This window comes from Hymenobacter sp. UYP22, assembly GCF_040547285.1.
Taxonomy (GTDB): Bacteria; Bacteroidota; Bacteroidia; order Cytophagales; family Hymenobacteraceae; genus Hymenobacter.
On record NZ_JBEPPK010000004.1, the window covers coordinates 182,773 to 204,471 of the forward strand.

At 59.0% G+C, this 21,699-nt stretch carries 22 protein-coding genes; 8 read left to right on the top strand and 14 right to left on the bottom strand.

Going from position 1 to position 21,699, the window contains the following annotated elements; all coding sequences use genetic code 11:
- Positions 1–80 precede the first annotated feature (80 nt).
- Positions 81–1,253, bottom strand: coding sequence for a 1-deoxy-D-xylulose-5-phosphate reductoisomerase (locus tag ABIB60_RS09305; RefSeq protein ID WP_354579371.1), 1,173 nt, complete (start codon positions 1,251–1,253; stop codon positions 81–83).
- Positions 1,254–1,557: 304 nt separating this feature from the next.
- On the opposite strand from ABIB60_RS09305, the gene ABIB60_RS09310 reads away from it, so the two are divergent.
- A complete protein-coding gene (locus tag ABIB60_RS09310; RefSeq protein ID WP_354579373.1) occupies positions 1,558–2,034 on the top strand; it encodes a hypothetical protein in 477 nt (158 codons plus the stop codon).
- Between the two features lie 185 nt (positions 2,035–2,219).
- Here ABIB60_RS09310 and ABIB60_RS09315 read toward each other — a convergent pair whose 3' ends face one another.
- The 5 genes from ABIB60_RS09315 to ABIB60_RS09335 form a co-directional block, all read right to left on the bottom strand.
- A complete protein-coding gene (locus ABIB60_RS09315) occupies positions 2,220–2,696 on the bottom strand; it encodes a 3-oxoacyl-ACP synthase (protein WP_354579375.1) in 477 nt (158 codons plus the stop codon).
- Complete coding sequence (locus ABIB60_RS09320; RefSeq protein WP_354579377.1) at positions 2,693–3,259, bottom strand: hypothetical protein; 567 nt, start codon at positions 3,257–3,259, stop codon at positions 2,693–2,695. The genes ABIB60_RS09315 and ABIB60_RS09320 overlap by 4 nt, the downstream gene beginning before the upstream one ends.
- A 42-nt stretch (positions 3,260–3,301) precedes the next feature.
- A complete protein-coding gene (locus ABIB60_RS09325) occupies positions 3,302–4,147 on the bottom strand; it encodes an endonuclease/exonuclease/phosphatase family protein (protein ID WP_354579379.1) in 846 nt (281 codons plus the stop codon).
- A gap of 49 nt (positions 4,148–4,196) precedes the next feature.
- Positions 4,197–4,655, bottom strand: a complete 459-nt coding sequence (locus tag ABIB60_RS09330) for an HAD family hydrolase (RefSeq protein WP_354579380.1) — start codon at positions 4,653–4,655, stop codon at positions 4,197–4,199.
- Positions 4,656–4,922: 267 nt separating this feature from the next.
- Positions 4,923–6,416 carry a GH3 auxin-responsive promoter family protein gene (locus tag ABIB60_RS09335; protein WP_354579382.1) on the bottom strand — a complete coding sequence of 498 codons (1,494 nt, stop codon included), beginning with the start codon at positions 6,414–6,416 and terminating at the stop codon, positions 4,923–4,925.
- A gap of 174 nt (positions 6,417–6,590) precedes the next feature.
- Between ABIB60_RS09335 and ABIB60_RS09340 the strand changes: the two genes are divergently transcribed.
- Positions 6,591–7,019: an OsmC family peroxiredoxin gene (locus ABIB60_RS09340; RefSeq protein WP_354579383.1), complete on the top strand. Its 429-nt coding sequence runs from the start codon at positions 6,591–6,593 to the stop codon at positions 7,017–7,019.
- Positions 7,020–7,106: 87 nt separating this feature from the next.
- Here the strand turns inward: ABIB60_RS09340 and ABIB60_RS09345 are convergent, their stop codons facing one another.
- The gene (locus ABIB60_RS09345; RefSeq protein ID WP_354579385.1) at positions 7,107–7,898 is read right to left on the bottom strand and encodes an SDR family NAD(P)-dependent oxidoreductase; all 792 of its coding nucleotides are present in this window, start codon (positions 7,896–7,898) and stop codon (positions 7,107–7,109) included.
- Between the two features lie 146 nt (positions 7,899–8,044).
- Between ABIB60_RS09345 and ABIB60_RS09350 the strand changes: the two genes are divergently transcribed.
- Positions 8,045–8,533, top strand: a complete 489-nt coding sequence (locus ABIB60_RS09350) for an ankyrin repeat domain-containing protein (RefSeq protein ID WP_354579387.1) — start codon at positions 8,045–8,047, stop codon at positions 8,531–8,533.
- A 139-nt stretch (positions 8,534–8,672) separates the two neighbouring features.
- Here ABIB60_RS09350 and ABIB60_RS09355 read toward each other — a convergent pair whose 3' ends face one another.
- Positions 8,673–8,969, bottom strand: a complete 297-nt coding sequence (locus ABIB60_RS09355) for a hypothetical protein (protein WP_354579389.1) — start codon at positions 8,967–8,969, stop codon at positions 8,673–8,675.
- A gap of 186 nt (positions 8,970–9,155) precedes the next feature.
- On the bottom strand, positions 9,156–9,890 hold the full coding sequence (locus tag ABIB60_RS09360) for a metal-dependent hydrolase (RefSeq protein WP_354579391.1): 735 nt from the start codon (positions 9,888–9,890) through the stop codon (positions 9,156–9,158).
- Positions 9,891–10,157: 267 nt separating this feature from the next.
- Here ABIB60_RS09360 and ABIB60_RS09365 point away from each other — a divergent pair, with 267 nt between their 5' ends.
- Positions 10,158–10,643: a DUF4890 domain-containing protein gene (locus tag ABIB60_RS09365; protein WP_354579393.1), complete on the top strand. Its 486-nt coding sequence runs from the start codon at positions 10,158–10,160 to the stop codon at positions 10,641–10,643.
- Positions 10,644–10,925: 282 nt separating this feature from the next.
- The gene (locus ABIB60_RS09370) at positions 10,926–12,047 is read left to right on the top strand and encodes an MBL fold metallo-hydrolase (protein ID WP_354579395.1); all 1,122 of its coding nucleotides are present in this window, start codon (positions 10,926–10,928) and stop codon (positions 12,045–12,047) included.
- Between the two features lie 181 nt (positions 12,048–12,228).
- On the opposite strand, the gene ABIB60_RS09375 is transcribed toward ABIB60_RS09370, so the two are convergent.
- The 5 genes from ABIB60_RS09375 to ABIB60_RS09395 form a co-directional block, all read right to left on the bottom strand.
- Positions 12,229–12,666: a hypothetical protein gene (locus tag ABIB60_RS09375; RefSeq protein ID WP_354579396.1), complete on the bottom strand. Its 438-nt coding sequence runs from the start codon at positions 12,664–12,666 to the stop codon at positions 12,229–12,231.
- A 31-nt stretch (positions 12,667–12,697) separates the two neighbouring features.
- Positions 12,698–13,483, bottom strand: coding sequence for a hypothetical protein (locus ABIB60_RS09380; protein WP_354579398.1), 786 nt, complete (start codon positions 13,481–13,483; stop codon positions 12,698–12,700).
- Positions 13,484–13,745: 262 nt separating this feature from the next.
- Positions 13,746–15,866, bottom strand: a complete 2,121-nt coding sequence (gene scpA / locus ABIB60_RS09385) for a methylmalonyl-CoA mutase (protein WP_354579400.1) — start codon at positions 15,864–15,866, stop codon at positions 13,746–13,748.
- A gap of 59 nt (positions 15,867–15,925) precedes the next feature.
- Positions 15,926–16,303 carry a four helix bundle protein gene (locus tag ABIB60_RS09390; protein ID WP_354579402.1) on the bottom strand — a complete coding sequence of 126 codons (378 nt, stop codon included), beginning with the start codon at positions 16,301–16,303 and terminating at the stop codon, positions 15,926–15,928.
- Between the two features lie 35 nt (positions 16,304–16,338).
- Entirely contained in the window at positions 16,339–18,117 is a 1,779-nt protein-coding gene (locus ABIB60_RS09395; protein WP_354579403.1) for a methylmalonyl-CoA mutase family protein, read from the bottom strand.
- Between the two features lie 138 nt (positions 18,118–18,255).
- Between ABIB60_RS09395 and ABIB60_RS09400 the strand changes: the two genes are divergently transcribed.
- The 3 genes from ABIB60_RS09400 to ABIB60_RS09410 all read left to right on the top strand — a co-directional run bounded on the left by ABIB60_RS09400 (position 18,256) and on the right by ABIB60_RS09410 (position 21,457).
- Positions 18,256–19,482, top strand: a complete 1,227-nt coding sequence (locus ABIB60_RS09400) for a porin family protein (RefSeq protein ID WP_354579404.1) — start codon at positions 18,256–18,258, stop codon at positions 19,480–19,482.
- Positions 19,483–19,643: 161 nt separating this feature from the next.
- On the top strand, positions 19,644–20,402 hold the full coding sequence (locus ABIB60_RS09405; protein ID WP_354579406.1) for a 5'-nucleotidase C-terminal domain-containing protein: 759 nt from the start codon (positions 19,644–19,646) through the stop codon (positions 20,400–20,402).
- 125 nt (positions 20,403–20,527) lie between these two features.
- A complete protein-coding gene (locus tag ABIB60_RS09410; RefSeq protein ID WP_354579407.1) occupies positions 20,528–21,457 on the top strand; it encodes a bifunctional metallophosphatase/5'-nucleotidase in 930 nt (309 codons plus the stop codon).
- Positions 21,458–21,699: the final 242 nt, after the last annotated feature.

A 21,699-nucleotide genomic window follows, 5' to 3' on the forward strand; every position in this document is an offset into this window, starting at 1 on the left:
GAGGTGATGAAGGGTACTAATGCCCACCGCAACAAACAACGCACCGAAGCGTAGAGTTGCCGCCCGGTTCCGCCAAGGTGTCAGACGCGGGCAGCGCAAAGCTCCCGGGCCACGCGGCGGGTTTCCTGGTCGGTCAGCACGTAGTCGTCGAGCGAGGGCGTAGCAAGGTACGAAACCCGGGCGAGGCTGGACTCCACCACGTCCGACATTTCCAGAAACCCGATTTCGTCGCGCAGGAAAGCGGCCACGGCAATTTCGTTGGCGGCATTGAGGATGCAGGCCGCGTTGCCGCCCCGTTTCAGGGCCTCAAACGCCAGCGCCAGGTTACGGAAAGCAGTAGTATCGGGCTGCTCGAAGGTAAGCTGGGGGTAATCAAGGAAGCTGAAGCGGGGGAACTGGTTGGGCAGGCGTTGCGGGTAACCTAGGGCGTACTGGATGGGCAGCTTCATATCGGGCAGGCCCAGCTGGGCTTTTAAAGAACCATCTTCGAACTGCACCAGGGAGTGGATGATGCTTTGCGGGTGCACCACCACGTCAATCTGCTCGTCGCGGAGGTTGAACAGCCACTTGGCCTCAATTACCTCCAGCCCCTTGTTCATGAGCGAGGCCGAGTCGATGGTGATTTTGGCACCCATGTCCCAGTTGGGGTGCTTGAGGGCCTGGGCCTTGGTAACCTGGGCCAGTTGCTCCCGGGTACGGCCCCGAAACGGCCCGCCCGAGGCCGTGAGGATGATTTTCTCAATGGGATTCTGCTCCTCCCCTACTAGGCACTGAAAAATAGCCGAGTGCTCCGAATCCACGGGCAGTAGCTGCACGCCGTGCTCCTGTACCAGCTTCGTGATGAGCTGGCCGGCCACCACCAGGGTTTCCTTGTTGGCCAGGGCAATATCCTTCCCGGCCCGAATGGCGGCCACCGTGGGCAGGAGCCCGGCGTAGCCTACCATAGCTGTTAGCACCACATCGGCATCGGGGCGGGCGGCTACTTCGGTGAGGGCATTGGCACCGGCCAGCACTTCGGTTTCGGGCTGGTTAGCCAGGGCCTCGCGCACCTGCGGGTACTTGGCTTCATCACCGATTACCACGGCGGCGGGCCGGAACTCCCGGGCCTGGGCAATGAGCAGCTCGGCATTCGACTGGGCCGAAAGGGCCGTAACCTGAAACCGGCCGGGCTGGGCGCGCACTACATCGAGGGCCTGGGTGCCAATGGAGCCGGTGGAGCCCAACAGGCTGACGCGTTTGGGGGTACTGGACATGAACTATAACTAGCGGAGCAAGAGAAACGGCGGAAGCTGAGCAAAAGTACGTGGAAGTTCGGCTACCGGCCGGGGCGACTGGTCCGGTCCGGCGGGCGTAGCCCGTCGGGCCGGTTGAAGCAAGCTGATGTTGCGTCGTTGTTGCGTCATCGTTCGGGTGGTAGCTTACTTCAACCGGCCCGACGGGCTGCGCCCGCCGGACCGGACCACCTGCTGGACCGTTCAGCAAACCGTTACAGCTTTTTATAGCGGCCGCGCGCGAATCAGCGTACTTTTGGGCTTTCCGCTTCTTTCCTGCTCCACCGTGACCGAACCCGCCGCTCCTTCCGCCTTCGATAAAGCCCGTACCGGCCTCTGGGCCAGCCTGCAAAAGCACCTGAGCACGGTGTACGCCGCCGAGAAAGACTTCCGGGCCGCTACCCGCTTCACCGATACCTTCCCGTTTTCGGCCGCTAGCCTGGAGCCCCAGCAACTACTCGACTACCAGCACCAGCGGGCCGTACTGCGCGACCTGTACGTGGACGAAACCACCCAGCTCGACAGCCTCGCCAAGGCTGTGCGCCAGAAAAGCTACCAAGAAGACGACAAGAAGTTGCTGTTCCTGATGATACTAGGCTACATGGATATGGCCGAAACGGTGTTTTCCCTACTCGACATCCGCCGCCCCACCAAGCAAGAGCCCGACGAGGAGTTGGACGAAGCCACCGCCCGCTTCGAACGGGTGCGCAACTTCGTGCGCCTCAATATCCGAGGCATTTCGGGGCTGCTGCCGCGGGTGTAGCTGGTGACTTAGAAGGACGTCATTTCGAGCGAAGTCGAGGAATCTCGCGTGCTGACGTCTGGATGGTATTGCAACATCAGTACGCGAGATTCCTCGGCAGGCTCGGAATGACGGGCTTACAATCTTATTGCGGCCGTTCAACGGAGAAACGCGAAATGTCGCGTCTCTACAATCGGGCAGGATAGCTATTCAATGGCTGTAATCTGCACCTGCTTGCCGTTGAACACGGCTGACTCACCAGCTCGTTTACCGGCTAAAGCTGCCGCCACGGGCGCGGCGGCCGATACGGCGAAGTAATCCTGACCGTCCACGGTGAGCTTGCCCGCGCTGATGCCGAAGTAGAACGTGCCCATACTGGTGTGCACCAACGCCCCAGGCCGCACCGTGTCGCAGGGTAGCTCGGGGTTGATGCGCTGCAGCTCGCCCTGGAGTTGCTGGGCCTGCTGGAGCTGAATAGCGTTCCGGTCCCGCTCGTTCTGGGCCATGGCGCGGCCGGTTTCGTATTTGTCGCCGGCGCTGCTCTTGGTTTCGGAGTTGGCCGATTCCTGCGCGGCCCGGATGGCAGCCTGGCAGGCATCGATGCGCTCCTGCACGTAGGCCAGGCAGAAGGCGTGGAGTTGGGGTTTTATCTGGGAAGTGACTTCCGTTGTAGTATTTGTCATTCGGGCAAAACCGTAATCCAGAAAATAACCGCCGTTGTATTTACAATACGAGAATCAAACACTTCATGCGTGTATTTACCAACATTTTTCTGTTTGGCAAACGTGTAGGTTATTGGGCTTCCCTCCAAAGAAGCGTTTTGGATGTTTTGGTTGTAGTCATCCATTGGATCCTGCCCAACGGTAATGGCTGGAAAAGCGGTTCGCAATGCTCCCGAGGTACTACCTACGCCAATGTTTTTCCGGGTTCGATAAGACGGGTGCAACGCCACTATTCCGTAGACTCGGCCTGGTATCGCCCAATTTTCAAAATACACGAAAAGAGGGATTTTGTCTTGGCTAACCAGCACACCGCGGGGCTTATCACCATCTCCATACAAGCCGTAACGCGCCATGTGCACTTTGGTAAAAGTGCAGCCCTTGTATAGTTTGCGCAACTCATCTGTTAGCATGCCTATTCGCGCCCTGTCTACCGAAACACTGGTAATAACAGGCACATCCGAAAACGGTGGTGCAGACGCAACAGCCACCGTCGATAGTAATAGGCTCAGCAGGAATGTAAACATCAACCAGAAAATGTAGGGATTACTTTCTATAAATTCATTTACCTACCGCTGCACCACATTCACCACCACCGGAAAGTGGTCGGACGGATAGAGGCCGCGCATGGAATCGGTGAGGACGGCGTAGTCCAGCACGATAAACTGCTGGCTCACGAAGATGTAGTCGATACGGTCGGTCAGTGGGGCATCGAACTTAAAGCCGGTGAAGGTGCCTACGGGGCCGTAGGGCGGCTGCTTGGTGGCGCGGAAGGCGTCACCAAGCAGCGTCTGCATCGTGTGAACTTGCTCGGTATCGGGGGTGGAGTTGAAGTCGCCGACGCAGATAACCGGGGCGGTTTTGGCAATTTCCTTAATTTTCTGCACCATCAGCCGGCCCGACTGGCGGCGGGCTTCCACGCCCTCGTGGTCGAAGTGGACACTGAAGAAGAACAACTCCTGTTTGGTGGCAAGGTCCCGGAACTTCGCCCAGCTGCAGATGCGGTTGCAGCAGGTGGCGTCCCAGCCTTTGGAGGGCTGGTTGGGTGTCTGGCTCAGCCAGAAGTCGCCGGATTGCAGCAGCTGCAAGCGGCTTTTTTTGTACACGATGGCCGAGTGCTCCCCAGCTTCCTTGCCATCGTCGCGGCCGTGACCTACGAAGCTATACTCGGGCAGTTCAGCAATATCGTTGAGCTGACCACGGAAGCCCTCCTGGGTGCCAAACACATCAAAATTGTGGTAGCGCACCAGGTTTTTCACCATCTCCTTGCGGTTGGGCCAGGCATTTACTCCATCACTGGCCACATTGAGGCGCAGATTATAAGTGGCTACCCGTAGGGGCTGACCTTGTTTTTGAGCAGCGGTGGGCTGACTCCCGAGCAGGAAACTCAGCAGAGCGAGAACAAGCAGGCGCATGGAGGAAGTAGTAGGTAGAAGGCGGGACAAATTACGGGTTCTGGCTTTCCTACGAGCCGTTTGCCAAGCCAAGCACCATAGCCGCCTGCACGGCTGCTACCCACTTTTCATCCTCTGGCTGCACCACCAGTACCCGAAAGCCGTGCCGTTCGCCTTCCAGCCGCACACCATCGGAGTCATCCACGAGCAGGTCAATATCGAAGGTAGGTGGATGCTTCGTGCATCGAGTTTGCACCGCCCTGTCGTGCCGTTGCTGGTTTACCACCCCATCTAGCTGAATACCGTGGAGCCAGAATAGTTGCCGGATGTACCACGCACTTCGGTATGATGTGGTATATACCCATACCTCCCACTTCTGCGCTCGGCAAAAGTTCACAGCCTGCACTATTCCCTGACGTAGCCCTTCTTGATCTAGCAAACGCGCTACCCACGGCCAACGAGGCTGTTCAAGTGGAAACAGGTGGTTATTGCGGATAAGCGTATTGTCGAGGTCGAAGGCGATGCGCATTCTTGGGCATGTGGATATGAAGGATTTTTGTTGTTATACAAGTTGTCATGCAGAGCTGGAGGCGAAGCATCTTGCGTGCTGACGTATACCAAGCTATTCAGACATCAGCATGCGAGATGCTTCGCCTCCGGCTCTGCATAACGGGCTCTAAGTCTACTGTCCACCCTGCCTAGTGCAAGCGGAAAAAACTGCGCCCCCAAATGCCCCCAGTAAGCTAAGCAATACACTCACTCCCACTGATATGACACTATTTATCTGATTCATGAATCAACTACCTAACAATCCCTCGGCCAGCGTCCGGTCGTTGCTGAGGCGGGGCACTTTGTTCTGGCCACCAAGCTTGCCCTGGCTTTTCATGTAGCGTTGGAATGCTCCGGGTGGTAGCGCAGTAAGCTGCAACGGGGCCAGAATGTGGCCGCGCAGCAGGTCGTCGTAGTACACATTGCGTTGGCGCAGGCCCGCGTCCAGGGCGGCGGCAAAGGCAGCGGTATTATGGGGCGGGCGGGCGAATTCCACTAACCACTGGTGGCGGGAGGGCACGGCGGGGTCGTCGCTAACCTGAGGAGCCACGGTGAATTCCACTACTTCCGCCTCGGGGTGCTGGCGCATGGCTTCGCGCAGGGTTTGCTCCACTTCTTCCCCGATTACATGCTCCCCGAAAGCGGAGAGGAAGTGCTTGATGCGGCCCGTAACCACTACCCGGAACGGATATTTACTCACGAAGCGCACCGTATCGCCGAGAGAGTAGCCCCAGAGGCCGGCGTTGCTGCTGAGCACCACCGCGTATTGGCGGTCCAGCTCCACTTCGGCCAGGGTACAGCGGGGCGGGTTCTTCTCGAAGAACCGTTCGGCCGGCACAAATTCGTAGTAGATACCCGCGTCCAGGAGCAGCAGCAGGCCGGGGTTGCCGGGCTCATCCTGGAAAGCCAAGAATCCCTCGGAGGCCGGAAACAGCTCCACGCTGTCCACGGGCCGGCCGATGGTTTCCAGCAGTTTTTTGCGGTAGGGCTCAAAGTTGACGCCCCCGTACACAAACAGGTCGAACCCCGGGAACACCTCCCCCACCGGCCGCCCGGTACGCTCCACAATCCGGTCGAAGTACATCTGCACCCAGGGCGGAATCCCCGAAATCAGCGTCATGGGCTGGTTCAGGGTTTCGTCCACAATCCGGTCAAGCTTAGTTTCCCAGTCGTCGATGATGTTGGTGGCGTAGCTGGGCAGTTGGTTGCGGCGCAGGTAGGCCGGTACGTGGTGGTTCACGATGCCCGAGAGCCGGCCGGTATGGATGCCGCCCACCGTTTCCAGCTCCGGGCTACCCGACAGAAACATCAGCTTGCCATCCAGAAACCGACTATTGCCGGTGCGGTGCACATAGTGGAGCAGGGCGTCCCGGGCCCCATTGATGTGGTTGGGAATACTGTCCTTGGTTAGCGGGATGTACTTGGCCCCGCTGGTAGTGCCGGAGGTTTTGGCCAGGTACAAAGGCTTGCCGGGCCAGAGCACGTTGGTTTCTCCCTGCTTCACCCGCTCAAACCAGGGCTTCAGCGCCTCATAGTCGCGCACGGGAATTTGCCAGGCAAAATCCTGGGCTGTACGCACGCTGCCCAAGTGGTGGGCCTGCCCGAAAGCCGTGCTGGCTCCCTTCTCTAGCAACTCGCGCAGCACCCGTTGCTGGGTGCCAATAGGGTCGTGCTGCCAGTGGGCGTACTGCCGGGCAATGTAGGCGGCCAAAGGTCGGCTGAGGGTTGATTTCAGGCCCATGGATGGCGAAGTTGTGAAAGGTGAAATTGTGAAAAGAATAACAGCATCTTCTCATCAGGCACCATTCAAAGGTACACTTCCGGCCATTTTTTGCCAGCCGGTCAAGCTCATCTTTTACCGCCCGTCTTGCGTATTGCCTTCACAACTTCACCCTTCACAACTTCACCATCTCCCATGATCAACCAACGTGGCACGGCCGTTTGGAACGGCGACATTAAAGGCAGCGGCGAAATTTCCACCCAGAGCGGCACCGTAAAAGCCCCCTACTCGGTAGGGGCGCGGTTTGAGGGCCAGAAAGGCACAAACCCCGAGGAGCTGATTGGGGCCGCCCACGCCGGCTGCTACACCATGTTCCTGAACAGCATCCTGAGCAAAGACGGCAAGCAGGTAAAGCAGCTTCACACCGAATCAAAAGTAACATTGGATACCTCCGGCGACGTGCCGAAAGTGGTCAAAATCAGCCTTACTACCGAAGGCGAAGTAGAGGGCATTTCGCAGGAAGAATTCCAGCAGTACGCCGAGAAAGCCAAGGAAAACTGCCCTATTTCGGTGCTGCTGAAGGCCGTGCCGGAGATGGAGCTGGCTTCGGCCAAGCTGAAGTAACCAGCCACATAGCTACAGAAACAGCCCCTGGAGCAACGACTCAGTCGTTGCTCCAGGGGCTGTTTCTGTAGCTATGTGGTGCGTTGATTAACCGATGCTGCGGATTACGCCTCCATCTACCCGTACAGAAGCTCCGTTGGTAGCCACGGCCAGCGGGCTGGCGAGGTAGGCTACCATGTTGGCAATTTCTTCGGGGGTGATGAAGCGCTTGAGCAAGGACGAGGGCCGGGCGTCGCGGAAGAACTCGTGCTCGGCCTCCTCCCGGGTTTTGCCGTCGCCGGCCAGCTTCTGCAGAAACTCCTCCACGCCTTCGGAGGCCGTGGGGCCGGGCAGCACCGAGTTGACGGTTACCTCAGTGCCGGCCGTGAGTTCGGCCAGGCCGCGGGCCACGGCCAGCTGGGCCGTTTTGGTGGTGCCATAGTGAATCATTTCCTGCGGAATCTGCAGGCCCGATTCGCTGGAGATGAACAGGATGCGGCCCCATTTCTTTTCCAGCATCTGCGGGAAATACTGGCGCGAGAGGCGCACCCCGCTCAGCACGTTCACTTCAAAGAAGTGCAGCCAGTCCTCGTCCGTAATGTCGGCGAAGGGTTTGGGCTCGAAGATGCCCACGTTGTTCACCAGAATATCCACCGTGGGCACTTCATTCAGCAGATACTGCACCTGCTCGGCCCGGCCAAAATCGACGGGCACGCCGCGCAGCTTGGCATTGGGGGTTTCCTGCAGAATAGCCGTTCGGGCTTCGTTGATGCGCACTTCGGTGCGGCCGGTCAGGATAACCTCGGCACCTTCGGCAGCCAGGCGGCGGGCAATGGCCAGGCCGATTCCAGCCGTGGAGCCCGTAACCAGGGCGGTTTTATTGGTGAGCTGTAAATCCATGGAAAAATAACCTGAATGGAAGGAATGAAGTTGTATAACCTCACGGCCGCTATTTTGTCTGCCAGGCTATCCATTTCGGGCCGGCTGCGTACTGCCCAGGCTGGCTACGCATAGCGGCTACCCCGTTTTCTCCAACCAATCTGCTCATGGATTTTACCTCTTCCCGCCCCGAAGACCTTTTTTTTAACGCAGCCCGCCAGGGCGACGTGGCCACCCTGCAACGCCTGCTCCAGGAGGGCGTGGACGTAAACGCCCAGGACGGACGCGGCTTCACGGCCCTCATTCTGGCCGCCTACGACAACCACCTCGACGCCACCCGCCTGCTGCTGGAAGCCGGCGCCAACCCCGACGTGCACGACGCCAGCGGCAACACCGCCCTGATGGGCGTGGCCTTCAAGGGCTACCCCGAAATTGCCCAGCTCCTCATCGACAACGGTGCCGACTTGAACGCCCGCAACGGCAACGACGGTACGGCTCTCATGTTTGCCACCCTGTTCGGCCGCCACAACATTGTGCCCCTGTTGCTGAACGCCGGCGCCGATACTTCCCTGCGCGACGTGCGCGGCCTCTCCGCCCGCGACCTGGCCATTCAGCAAGGCAATGAAACTGCTTTAGAAATATTGCCGCAGGAGTAACTGGCTCTACTGAATGCAGACCGTCATTCCGAGCGAAGCCGAGGAATCTCGCGTACTGATGTTGGGACATTACCCCTGACGTTGGCACGCGAGGCTCCTCGGCTTCGCCCGGAATGACGTGTTTCTGTATCCGCTCTGGTTACCGCTTTTCCAGGGGTAGCCAGCGTTGTTCCACCACGGCGGCAGTATTCGTGGATAGGAAGTCATTGTAGATTTGCTCGGCTGGGCCCTGGCCGAGTAACGGTGCGCCTTCCGTGGGCAGCACCAGCAGTAGCTCGTGAGCCGCAAGCCCGAGCGCGGAGCGGAGTTGGGATTCTAACGTACTGGCCTCGGTGAGGAAGGCCTCCTGCAGCTTCACAACGGTAACCCGCTGGCCTTGGTGCTCAATGTGGGCGTACACGCCGGCCGGGCCGGTGGAGAAAGTATCGGCAGTCATAGTTGAAATCAAGTGGGTGTGGCTTCGCTATACGCAAGTCGCCCGCTCGCCGCCGAGCCCTGATAGCGGATTCCTAAACGGTGTAGAGACGCATACTTCCGTCTCGTCGTTGAACAGTCGGCGTACGGTCCGGAGGATGAGAGGCAAGCATGCGTCTCTACGCCGTTCATAAGTTTCGATAGCCTTTTACGCTAGCTCACTTAGAGTTAGCGTTTCGCCGGGCTGCAGGGCGTGTATCGTCACCGCTTGATCTGGGCCCAGGTGCTGCCGCAGCTGCTCGGGCGTGCCCACCAATGAGGGGAACGTGCCGTAATGAAACGGCACCACGTGGCGCACTCCCAGCAGCCGCACGGCGTGGGCGGCCTCCAGCGGCCCCATCGTGTACCGGTCGCCGATGGGCAGCAGGGCTAGGGTGGGCTGGTGCAGTTCAGCCAGCAGGCGCATATCCCCGAACAAGGCCGTGTCGCCGGCGGCGTACAGCACCGTGCCATCCGAGAAGCGTAGGATAAAGCCGACGCCCTCGTGCTGATGGCTGGTGGTACCGTCGGGGCGGTCGACGTGGGCGGCGTGGTGGGCTACCGTCATGGTTAGGCGCACGTCCAGCACGTCAATGCTCCCGCCCACGTTCATGGCTTCGCACTGGGCGGCTGGTACCCCTTGCTCCTGCAGGTAGAAGCGCACGGGCGCGGGCGCCGCAACCTTTGCTCCAGTTTGGACCAACAAAGCCGGTAGCTCGGCGTCCATATGGTCGTCGTGGCCGTGGGTGAGCAGGATGAGGTCGGCGCGCTCGGGCTGGCGCAATTGTTCCGGTACGAAGGGGTTGTTGCTCAGCCAGGGGTCCAGCAGAATAATGCGGCTCTCGGGTGTGGTGATGCGGAAGCTGGCGTGGCCCAACAGCTGAATACGGGTGGTAGCAGGCATACAGTAGGCAATGAACAGGTGCATTTGAGGTGGGAAAGGTAGCGGCCTTTCCGTTTCTGCCCCCGTCCCAGCTATTGCTCCAACCTAGCAACACAGAGCTGATGGGCGTGGGCGAAGGAAAAGGGCGGTTGGTCGGTTTTTCTGCGGGCTTGCTGAAGTATTGGTTTTTTGGCGGGCAGGTCGGCACTGGGTTTGAATACAGGCAGACAAGAACGCACAGTTCTGATACTCACTTCCCTTCGACTTTCACCTTCATTTCAAGCACCCATGAAAAAGCAATTGTTGAGCCTCGCCCTGCTTCTCGGTCTGATTGCCTCCGCTGCCGAGCCTTCCCTGGCCGCTTCCGCCTCGTTTGGCCAGGAGCAGCGCCAGGATGACCGCCACCATAAAGACGGCCGTCAGGGCCGCAAAGGTCCGCGCCAAGACGGCCAGCGCCGCCAGCAGCGCCTTGATGCTATGGCCAAGGAGCTGGACCTGAGCAGCAAGCAGAAATCCAAAGTAGAGAAAATCTTCCGGGAGCAACAGCAGCAAATGGCCCTGCGCGGCCAGTCGGGCCAGGACCGTAGCCAGCAGCGCGACGAGTTCAAGCGCATCCACGAGAGCACCGACAAAAAGCTGAAAGATGTGCTGTCCAAGAAGCAGTACGCCCAGTTTGAAGCCAAGCGCCAGGAGCGGATGCGCCAGATGCAAAGCCGCCAGGGCGACCAGCGCCGCGGAGGTTCCGAGCGCCGCGACTTCAACGGCCGGGGCTAAGAAGTAGCTTGCTGGCTACCAAATGCAACTGCCCTGCCTGGGAAACCGGGCAGGGCAGGTATGTTGCGGCCCGGTTCGGCGGCTGCAAGCCGTCGGGCCGGTTGTCGTGAGCTGACGTTGTGGTAATGTCATGCGGCTGAATCGGACGACGACCGGCCCGACGGCTTGCAGCCGCCGGACCGGGCCGGCCTGTTGGCGCAGGCGGCGCCGGTGCAATATTTCCCGTATCAATCCGACTACTTGTACACCCGCCTCGCAGGCTGGTGATTATAGCTCGAATTGATGCGCAGATTTCTGAAAATAACCGGCCGTCTGGCCCTGGTGCTGCTGGCCGTATTAGTAGTAGCCGGCGTGGCCTTCGCCAACCTCAGCCCCGAGCTGGGCGGCAAACCCACTAAGGCCCAAAAAGCCGCCTACGCCCGCACCGGCCGCTACATGGATGGGGAGTTTCAAAACCTAGAGCCCACGGAAGTCATGACTGGCGGCAGCACGTTTTCGGTGCTCTGGCGCTTCCTGTTTACCAAAGTGCCCAACGCCGCGCCGGCGGCACCGCTGCCTACCCAACCGCTCGATTCCAGTAGCATCATCCGCAAAACGCCCGAGTTGGTGCGCGTCACGTGGTTTGGACACTCGGCCAGCTTGGTGGAAATCGGGGGCAAAAACGTCCTCCTCGACCCCATGCTGAGCGTGAAGATGGGGCCGCTGCCCCTCGTAACGCCCAAGCGCTACAACCCCAGCTTGGCCATTACCGCCGAGCAGGTCCCGGCCATTGATGCCGTGCTCATCTCCCACGACCACTACGACCACCTCGACTACCAGACCATCCGGAAGCTCAAGGACAAAGCGGCCCGCTTCTTGGTGCCGCTGGGCGTGGGGGCGCACCTGCTAGCCTGGGGCGTGGCCCCCGAAAAAATACAGGAGCTAGACTGGCAGGACTCGGTGCAGCTGCCGGGCCTCACCATCATCAGCACGCCAGCCCGACACTTCTCGGGCCGGGGCCTTACCAACCGTAACTCCACCTCTTGGAGTTCCTGGGTGCTGAAAACGCCCACTCACCGCGTGTTCTACAGCGGCGACGGAGGCTACGGCCAGCATTTCCAGCAAATCGGCCGCCAGCACGGCCCCTTTGATTTGGCCCTGATGGAGTGCGGGCAGTACGACGCCAGCTGGGCCCAAATTCATATGCTGCCCGAGCAAAGCGTGCAGGCCGCGCTGGATGTGCGGGCCCGCGCCCTGCAGCCGGTGCACTGGGGCGCTTTCACCGAAGCCCACCACGCCTGGAACGAGCCCGTGCGCCGCGCCACGGCCGCCGCGGCCCTGCACCAGCTGCCCATCACCACCCCCGAGTTGGGCCAGCCCGTTACGTTAGGCCAGCCCCTGCCGCAGCTGCGGTGGTGGGAATAAGAACGGAACGTGAGGCAATAATAAAACGGTCATGCTGAGCGAAGTCGAAGCATCTCTACCTCTGGCTAACTCCTAACGTGTGGGCGAAGCGGTAGAGATGCTTCGACTTCGCTCAGCATGACCGTTTTATTATTGCCTGAACACAAAATCGGCTCGCTGCAGCAGCGGGCCGGTTTCTGTTTCAGGCAATACCGGCTATGTCCAGCGTTTCCAGCTCGGCCGCGGAGCCGGGCAGCTGGGTGCGGCGCAGCAGCTCCGCCAGCGGCGGCGGTAGCTCGGCCAGGGTGAGGGGCTGCAGGGGGCGGGCCACCGCGTAGTAGCGGGTATCGGCGCGCTCATGCAGGCGGGTTTTGGCGAAGGAGAACAGCCCGCGCCGGGCGTAGCGGGCGGCTCCCGGGTAGGCCCCGTCCTGGGCCAAAGCCGGCGCGGCCGCCACCGCCGAATCGGTTTCCGGCCGCGTCAGGAAATACTGGTGCAGCTCCAGCAGCGCCACCTCACCCGCCGCCACCGATTCCGGCAGCACCCCACCCCCGGACGCAACGTGCACAATGTGCCCGGCCGCATCGGTGGCGAAGTAATCAATGTCGGCGTCTTCCTGGTCGATGTCGTGAATGCGCATATGATTCTAATATTTGACAATCAGCGTTATATCACCAAATAATGTCAACATTTGGATAAAACTTTTTCACTAATATTTCTTGTAGCTCCATTACTCCCTGGATATAGTTATCGTCTTTGTTGTAGTCTTTTAGTGCTTCTATTATTACGCCATAAGAAGCCCGCAGGTTAATACCTATCAATGACTTATGATTTTCAGGATTTTCAATTGATTCTTTTTCTTTTTCTATAGATATTGGCAACTGTTTATTATATGACCTTATAATCTTATTTGATCCTAATACTACACTTTCCCTATCATTTATATTTTTTTTGGTTTTAACCTGCATTATACCAAGGGTTTTGCTGTATCGAGGAAATACTTTCCTTTCAAAAAATCTTATTAAAGGTGGACGATTAAAATTTTCATACATCAGTACTGAATATATAAGAGACTCTAGTATTGGTGATGGATTAGATGACGAAATTATATCATGGTACTGTTCTTTAAACATGTTATAATATTTAGAATAATAAATATCTCTTCTTTTTTCTGATCCGGACGTTCCTACATCAATGTTATTAAAAGTACTGTAGAGATACAGAATAATGATTATCCATAACTCACCAGTCAAATTAGCAGGATCAGGCAACAAGTTATTTTTTAGAATTATAAACTTTTTATATACTATGTAGCTTATACCTATTGATATTATAGATATAATAACCTCCCTTTTTTTATCTAAGAGAAGCCATTTGTTTAAAAAAATATTAACCATAAATCTTATTAATAGATAAACAGGAGTAATAAACCATATATTTTTTACTATTTCGTCCATTCCTGCAAAATAGTATATGCTTGATACTATGATAATAAATATTACTGGACTTAATATGCGAAATATTATATTGTAAGCAGGAGAGTTATCTCGCTGTACAAACAAAGTCATGCTTATATATCCATAAGAGAGTGAGTGCGCACCTATCCAATTGGTTATCAAAAATAGAGTGATTGACAGTAATATAATATTGATGATTATTAGAAATGTTTCCATTAGTATATCAGAATCTACAGTATTCTTAAGATCAAATATTATCTATCTACTCGCCCAACTTCCCCAAAATCTCCTGGGCGGCTATGGCAATGACTGTCCCGGGGCCGTACACGCCGGCCACGCCGGCATCGTAGAGGAACTGGTAGTCCTGGGCGGGGATGACGCCACCGGCAATGACGAGGATATCCTCGCGGCCGAGCTGCTGCAGCTCCTGGAGTAGCTGCGGAATCAGGGTTTTGTGGCCGGCGGCGAGGCTGCTCACGCCCACCACGTGCACGTCGTTCTCGGCGGCCTGGCGGGCTACTTCGGCGGGCGTCTGGAACAGGGGCGCAATGTCCACATCGAAGCCCACGTCGGCGAAGCTGGTGGCAATTACCTTGGAGCCCCGGTCGTGGCCGTCCTGGCCCATTTTGGCTACCATCATGCGGGGGCGGCGGCCTTCGCGCTGGGCAAACTCATCGGCCAGCTGGCGGGCCTTGGCAAACGCCTCGTCGTAGTTCATTTCCTGGGAATACACGCCCGAAATAGCCCGAATGGTGGCCTGGTGGCGGCCGTACACTTTCTCCAGCGCATCCGAAATTTCGCCCAGCGTAGCGCGCAGGCGGGCCGCATCTACGGCCAGGGCCAGCAGGTTCTCGTTGCCGGTGCGGGCGGCTTCCGTGAGGGCATCCAGGGCCTGCTGCACGGCGGCCGTGTCGCGGGATGCTTTAATGGTGTTCAGGCGGGTGATTTGCGACTCGCGCACGGCGGCGTTGTCGATGTCGAGCACCTCAATATCGGTGGCCTCGTTTACGCGGTACTTGTTCACGCCCACCACCGTTTCCTTGCCCGAGTCGATGCGGGCCTGCTTGCGGGCCGCGGCTTCCTCGATGCGCATTTTGGGCAGGCCGGTTTCAATGGCCTTAGCCATGCCGCCCAGCTCTTCCACTTCCTGAATCAGGGCCCAGGCTTTGTCGGCCAGCTCGTGGGTGAGGGTTTCCACGTAGTAGGAGCCGCCCCAGGGGTCTACCACGCGGGTAATGTCCGTCTCGTGCTGGATGTAGAGCTGGGTGTTGCGGGCAATGCGGGCCGAGAAGTCGGTGGGCAGGGCAATGGCCTCGTCGAGGGCGTTGGTGTGCAGGCTTTGGGTGCCGCCCAGGGCCGCCGCCATGGCCTCAATGGCCGTGCGGGCCACGTTGTTGAAGGGGTCCTGCTCGGTGAGTGAGTAGCCCGAAGTCTGGCAGTGCGTGCGCAGGGCCAGGCTTTTGGGGTTCTGGGGGTTGAACTGCTGGATGAGCTTGGCCCAGAGCAAACGGCCGGCCCGCATTTTGGCAATTTCCATGAAGTGGTTCATGCCAATGGCCCAGAAAAACGACAGGCGGGGCGCGAAATCGTCAATCTTCATGCCCGCGGCCAGGCCCGCCCGCACGTATTCCAGCCCGTCGGCCAGGGTGTAGGCCAGCTCCAGGTCGGCGGTGGCCCCGGCCTCCTGCATGTGGTAGCCCGAGATGCTGATGCTGTTAAACTTGGGCATCTTCTGCGCCGTGAAGCTGAAGATATCCGCAATGATGCGCATACTCGGCTGGGGCGGGTAGATGTAGGTGTTACGCACCATGAACTCCTTCAGAATGTCGTTCTGAATGGTGCCCGCCAGCTTATCGGGGCTCACGCCCTGCTCCTCGGCCGCCACAATGTAGAAGGCCAGAATCGGCAGCACCGCCCCGTTCATGGTCATCGACACCGACATCTGATCCAGAGGAATCTGGTCGAAGAGCACTTTCATGTCCTCCACCGAGTCGATGGCCACGCCGGCCTTGCCCACGTCGCCCACCACGCGGGGGTGGTCGGAGTCGTAGCCCCGGTGCGTAGCCAGGTCAAATGCTACCGAAAGACCCTTCTGCCCGCCCGCCAGGTTGCGGCGGTAAAAGGCGTTGCTTTCCTCGGCCGTGCTGAAACCCGCGTACTGCCGAATGGTCCAGGGGTTCTGCACGTACATGGTAGCATAAGGCCCGCGCAGATACGGAGCCTGCCCGGCCCCAAAGCCCAGGTGCGTGAGGTGCTGCACATCCTGGGCCGTGTAGAACTGCTTCAGGGCAATGCCCTCGGGCGTACTGGTTTCGGTGGGCTCGGTGGTTGGCGCGGGCAGTTGGGCCGCGTCGTAAGCTATAGTAGAGAAGTCGGGCTTCATGGGTGGTGGGGTGACAGGTTACAGGTGAGAAGTAACAGGTGATAGATGTGGATAGCAGATTAGAGTTTAGGCTGTATACTTCTTATCAAGCCCGTAAGTAAGCCTGCAATACGGTCCAGGGTGGCTATTGCCTGGTCAGCTTGGGTGGATGAAATATAGCCCAGGCGTTCAGCAAGAAGCATAATTGTATCGATTTCAGTAACGGAGCCGCGAGCAATGAACAAAAAGCGTGTGAACTCAGCCGCAGAATTTCGGCCAGCTCCTTCGGCAATATTCAGCGTAACGGAAGTGGCTGCCCGGCGCAATTGAGAAGCCAGTTCGTAGCGCTCTTCTGCCGGAAAATGACGTGCCAGATCGTAAGCAAAAGGAACAAATTCGAAAGCCAACCGCCAGCATTCCAGCTTATAATGTGGCTTACTACGCCGCTCAGTTGCCATGATGTGTTACTTTTCACCTGTTACCTGTCACCCTGTTACTTTTTTCCCTGCAGACGGGCCAGCACGTCCTCAGTAGAATAGCCGTGCACGCTGAACTCCTTGAGGCCGAAAAGTTGGGTGGCTTCCTGCATGGTGGCCAGATCAGCAGTGAGCAGAGCGGGTGGGATGAAGTTGGGCTCGTCGATGGGCACGTGGCTAATGGCCCGGGCCAGGCGCCCGAATTGCTCGGGGGTGGCGTACATCAGCGTAGCTTCCTCCGGGGAAGAAAATAGCACCGACAGCGTACCCTCGGGGCGGGATTTGTGCAGCTCACCCCGGTCGGCCTCCGGCAAGGTCAGCAGAAACGATTCCAGAATGGTCTGGTTGGTGTGGGCACCCAGCAGTACCAATGCCGCCCGTTTTTTCTTTTTCTCCCGGCGCTCAAAGTGCAGGGCGGTAGCCAGCCGCAGTACCTCGGCGGGGTAAGTAGCGCGGGTGCTGTCGAAGTCCCGGCTGCGCAGCAGGCGTTTGGGGTTGTAGTCGAAGGTTTCCTGCGGGTTCTGAAATTTGTTGGTGCCCACCACTACCTGCTCGCCGGTGGCAATGCGCCGGAACTGGGCCTGGGCCGAAGCGTGCATCTCCTGGAGTACAAACCCCGTGGCGGCGGGTAGTCCACCCTGGTTCTGAATTTTCTGGAACAGCGCCCAAGCCTCCTGGGCCAGCTGGTCGGTGAGGGTTTCCACGTAGTAAGAACCGGCGGCGGGGTCCTGCACCCGGTCGAGGTAGGCTTCTTCACGCAGCAGCACCGGCAGGTTGCGGGCCAGGCGCTCGGCAAACTCATTGGGGGCGTGAAACAGGCTATCGAAGGTGCCTACGCTTACGGCATCGGCGCCGCCCATTACAGCACTCATGGCCTCGGTAGTGGTGCGCAGCAGGTTGGTGTGCGGATCGAGGGTGGTCTGGCTCCAAGTGGCAGTACTGGCGAAAATGGTGAGCTGCTGGGCAGCTTCGGCCGGCAGCCCGTAGGCGTGCAGCAGCGTGGCCCACAACCGGCGCAGGGCCCGCAGCTTGGCCATTTCGAAAAAGTAGTTGGGCCCCACCGCCACGTGCAGGTGCAGGGCCGCGGCCACGGCGGCTACCGGCAGGTCGGCGGTGGGCAGTTCGCTCAGGTAGGCGGCGGCCGTGCTCAGGGCAAAGGCAATTTGCTGGGTGGCAGTAGCGCCCCGGTTACCGTAGTAGGCCACATCCAGCCCCAGCGCCCTAAACTCGGGCCAGCTGCGGGCCGTTTGCACCGCAGTACGTAGCTCTTCCAGCTGCGCCGCCATGTTGGCAGCATGGCGGGTAATAGGGTCAGACACCAAAAAGCCGCGCGGGGCGCTACCCGCGGCGGCCAGGCGCTGCACCAAGCCGGCCGCGCCGTTGCGCACGGTATAGCCCACGTAGATATCGGCCAGGGGCAGGCGCTGCTGCAGGTGTTCCGTGTCGAAGCCCTCAGCCAGCCCCAGCACGAAATGCGCGCCGTCAGCCCCCCGTTTCAGCGCTTCGGCGGCCCGCTCTATGGCGTTATGCCCCCGCTCCAGAGTAGCCACCGAGTAAGTAGGCACGTTGCGCCAGCGGCCAGCGGACAGGGCCTGGGGAAGCGGGGCGCCCCCCAGCGCAGCCAGGGCCTCCTGGTGGTAAAACGGCTGCACCGGAAAACCATCCGGCGTGGCCCAAACCAAGGTAGCGGGGTCTTTGCCCTTCAGGTCGCGGGTAATGCGCTCCTGCCACTGGGCGGTGGACACGGCGTCAAACTCAGAAAACGAAACGGGTGCGGGGCGCGGCAAATCGGCCATACGGCAGCGGGTGGGATGGGTGGAACAAGCCCCGGCGGGGCGGGCTAAAGATACCGGATTGGCACTGTTTATTACGGAAGCAGCCCTAGCTTTGCTGACCAGCTTCAAGTAAGTAGCTGGCTTTTTTACCTTATTAGTATGCTCAAACGAATACTTCTTTCCTTGATAACCGCCGGATTGGTAACGGCGGCCCAGGCGCAAAGCGGCTTTACTCCGGGTTACGTGGTTACCACGGCCAGCGATACGCTACGGGGCGAGGTGGATGTGCGCGGCGAAGTTCAAAACAGCCTAATGTGCCGGTTCCGGCCGGCAGCCAGCACGGCTCCTACTGAGTACACCCCCGATCAATTGAAAGGCTACGGTGTGTCCTCGCCCCGGCGGCAATATGTGAGCCGGCAGTTGAGCACGGGCAAGCCCGTGTTTGCCCAATTGTTATATCCCGGCCGCCTGAGCCTGTACTCATTATCCTTGCCCGAGCAGGATATGCAGTACTACACCACCAAACCAGCCGATGCGACCCTCATTCTGCTTACCCAGCGGGATACGGTGGAAGTGGAGTATGATAACCGGCAGCAGCGGGAGGTACGGGTTAAAAAACGGTTTCCGCTGTTTCAGCCCATCCTTGTGAACCTGATGGATGGCTGCTACCCGGCACAGTCCCTGATTTCCAAAACGGCGCTCAACCGGGTTTCCCTGGTCAAGCTCTTTACCGTGTATAACACCTGCGACCAGCAGCCCGTGCGCGTCGCCGTCACCGAGGACAGCTACAAGCGAGTGCGCCCAGAAATTCTGGTGGGAGGCAGCATTGCCCGCATTACGTACGCTGGCAACCCGGCTTTTTCTTCCGATGCACATGTAGAGGTGGGAGCGGGCCTGCAATTCAATCCGGAGTTTTTCAACCCTCGCTTGTCCTTCCACCTGCAGGCCCTCTATGCGCGTACTCTGCTCAGCCAGCAGATAGTGGTAGAATCCGGCGGCATTTTTCAGGGCCAGACTTCGCGCGAGGATGTATATGCCCGGTTTCAGACGGTGCAGATACCTTTCCTGCTCCGCGCCGACCTCTCCCGGGGCACCATTCGGCCGTACTTGCAGGCCGGCCCGGTAGCAGCTCTCAACTTTGGGCGGGAATCGTACCGCAACTATTATCTGCCCAATAGTTCGGTGGCTAACCGGAATGAGTTCAGCCTGCAAACCTTCTCCTTAGGCGGAGTAGGTGCCGGCGGCGTATCGATACCGGCAGGCTCGCTGGGCCGGGTGCAACTGGAAGGCCGGCTGACGTGGCTGGGCAAACTGTCGCAGGAAAACAACATCCTGGGCGGGCATACCAAGTGGAGCGTCCTGACTGCCTTCACCTTCGGCCGTTAAGTCAGAACTTCGCCTGCATCCTTTGCTAAGCCGGCCGCTGTACTCTGAGGGAGTAGAGCGGCCGGCTTTCTGTTGGGCCTGCGGGGTAGGGATGCCCTGTATGCCAACTCCCGGCGGGCGGCTGTATCTTTGCGCTTTGCCTTCCTTCTTTTCCTGAACTCATGCAGTTTATTCGTTCCCGGGTAGCGGCGTTGGGCCTGCTGGCCACGGTAGCCCTGGCTCCCGCCTGTCAGCGTGGTGCTTACCTGCCCAAGACGCAGCTGGCCCCCGTTACGGCCCAGCCCGTTGGCAAAGCCCTGCCCGAAAATGCTCAGGCCGCCGCTACCATTGCCCCCTACCGCCAACGTGTAACCGACCAAATGACGGCCGTCATCGGCCAGGCTCCGGTGGCCCTCACCAAAAACAGCGGGGAGTCGCCGCTGTCCAATTTTGTGGCCGACATCCAACGGGTGCGCGCCAGCCGGGAGCTGGGTAAGCCCGTGGAGTTGGGCGTGATGTCGAACGGCGGACTGCGGGCCCCTATTCCGGCCGGAGCCGTGACCATGGGCTCGGTGTTTGAGCTAATGCCCTTCGAGAACGAGCTGGTGGTGCTGGATGCCTCCGGGGCCGTGGTGCAGCAGCTGTTTACCTACGCGGCCCGCATCAAAATGGCCGTTTCGGGCGCTACTTACACCGTGGCCGCCGATGGCAAGCCCCAAGACATCCTCATCAACGGGCAGCCGTTTGATGCCAGCCGTACCTACACCGTGGCCATATCCGACTATCTGGCCGGCGGCGGCGACAATATGGTGTTTTTCAAGCCCATCAAGCCCCGGGGTACCGGCGTGCTGCTGCGCTCCGCCATTGCCGAATATATCCAGGAGCAAACCAAGCAGGGCAAACCCATTGAGGCCAAAGTAGAAGGCCGGGTGAAGTTTTAATGTGAGAAATGTGCGGGGAATGAGGCAGAATGTGCAGAATGAAATTTCGCTGTCACGTCGTCGCTTAGTCCCCCATCCTATTTCCCACATTTCTCTCATTCCACCACATTCAGCACATTACCAACGTGGACCGTCGCGAATTTCTGAAATACTCCGGCCTGGGGGCCGCTTCCCTGGGCCTGCTAGGCGCCGCCGCGCTGCCGGCCGCTGCCGCCGACAAAAAGGCCGTGCGCTTGACCATTCTGCACACCAACGACATGCACTCCCGCATCGAGCCCTTCCCCGATAATGCCGCCCAGTGGGCCGGCATGGGTGGTATGGCCCGACGCGCTACGCTTATTGAGCAGATTCGGAAGCAGGAGCCCAATGTGTTGCTGCTGGATTCCGGCGACATCTGGCAGGGCACGCCCTACTTTAACTTCTTCCAGGGCGAGTTGGAGTACAAGCTCATGAGCCAGATGGCCTACGACGCCAGCACCCTCGGCAACCACGACTTCGATAACGGCCTGGAAGGCCTGCAGAAGCAACTGCCCCACGCCACTTTTCCCTTCCTGATTGCCAACTACGACTTCACGGGTACCATTCTGGCCGGCAAGTTTCAGCCGTATAAGGTGTTTGAGAAGCAGGGCGTGCGCATTGGCGTGTTTGGGCTGGGCATTGAAATGGCCGGGCTGGTAGCCGATAAAAACTTTGGCGCCACCAAGTACCTCGACCCCGTGGCCGTAGCCAAGGACATGGTTACCAAGCTGCGCGGAGCTGAGCGGTGCGACCTGGTTATCTGCCTGTCCCACCTGGGCTACAAGTACGAGAGCAGCAAACTTGACGACCGGAAGCTGGCGGCGCAGGTCAGCGGCATCGACCTGATTTTGGGTGGGCACACCCACACCTTCCTGGAGCAGCCCGAGCCCATTGCCAGCCCCAACGGCCAGGCTACGCTGGTAAACCAGGTGGGCTGGTCGGGCATCAACCTCGGCCGCCTCGACTATTCGTTTGAGCACGGCACCCGCCGGCCCACGGTGGCCGCGTCGGCCGTGGTACCCATCCGGCAGGCGTAAGGCGCAGCTACCGGGCGGTAAAACCGCGCTGGTTTGGCCGGGAAACCTGCCGAACCGGCGCGGTTTTGCGCGGATAGAGGTCGTCTTTTTTCGGGCGTTCCGTATACCGCCGGGGGGTGGCCTGCGTTAGGCTAACCCGTCTGTTAGGGAATGAGGCAAGTGGTAAAAGCGCGAAAAATCCAAGGCTTAGAAGTTTTTTTTGTCTGAGGAGTTTTCCACATTTTTGTCTCCCCCTAGAAAAA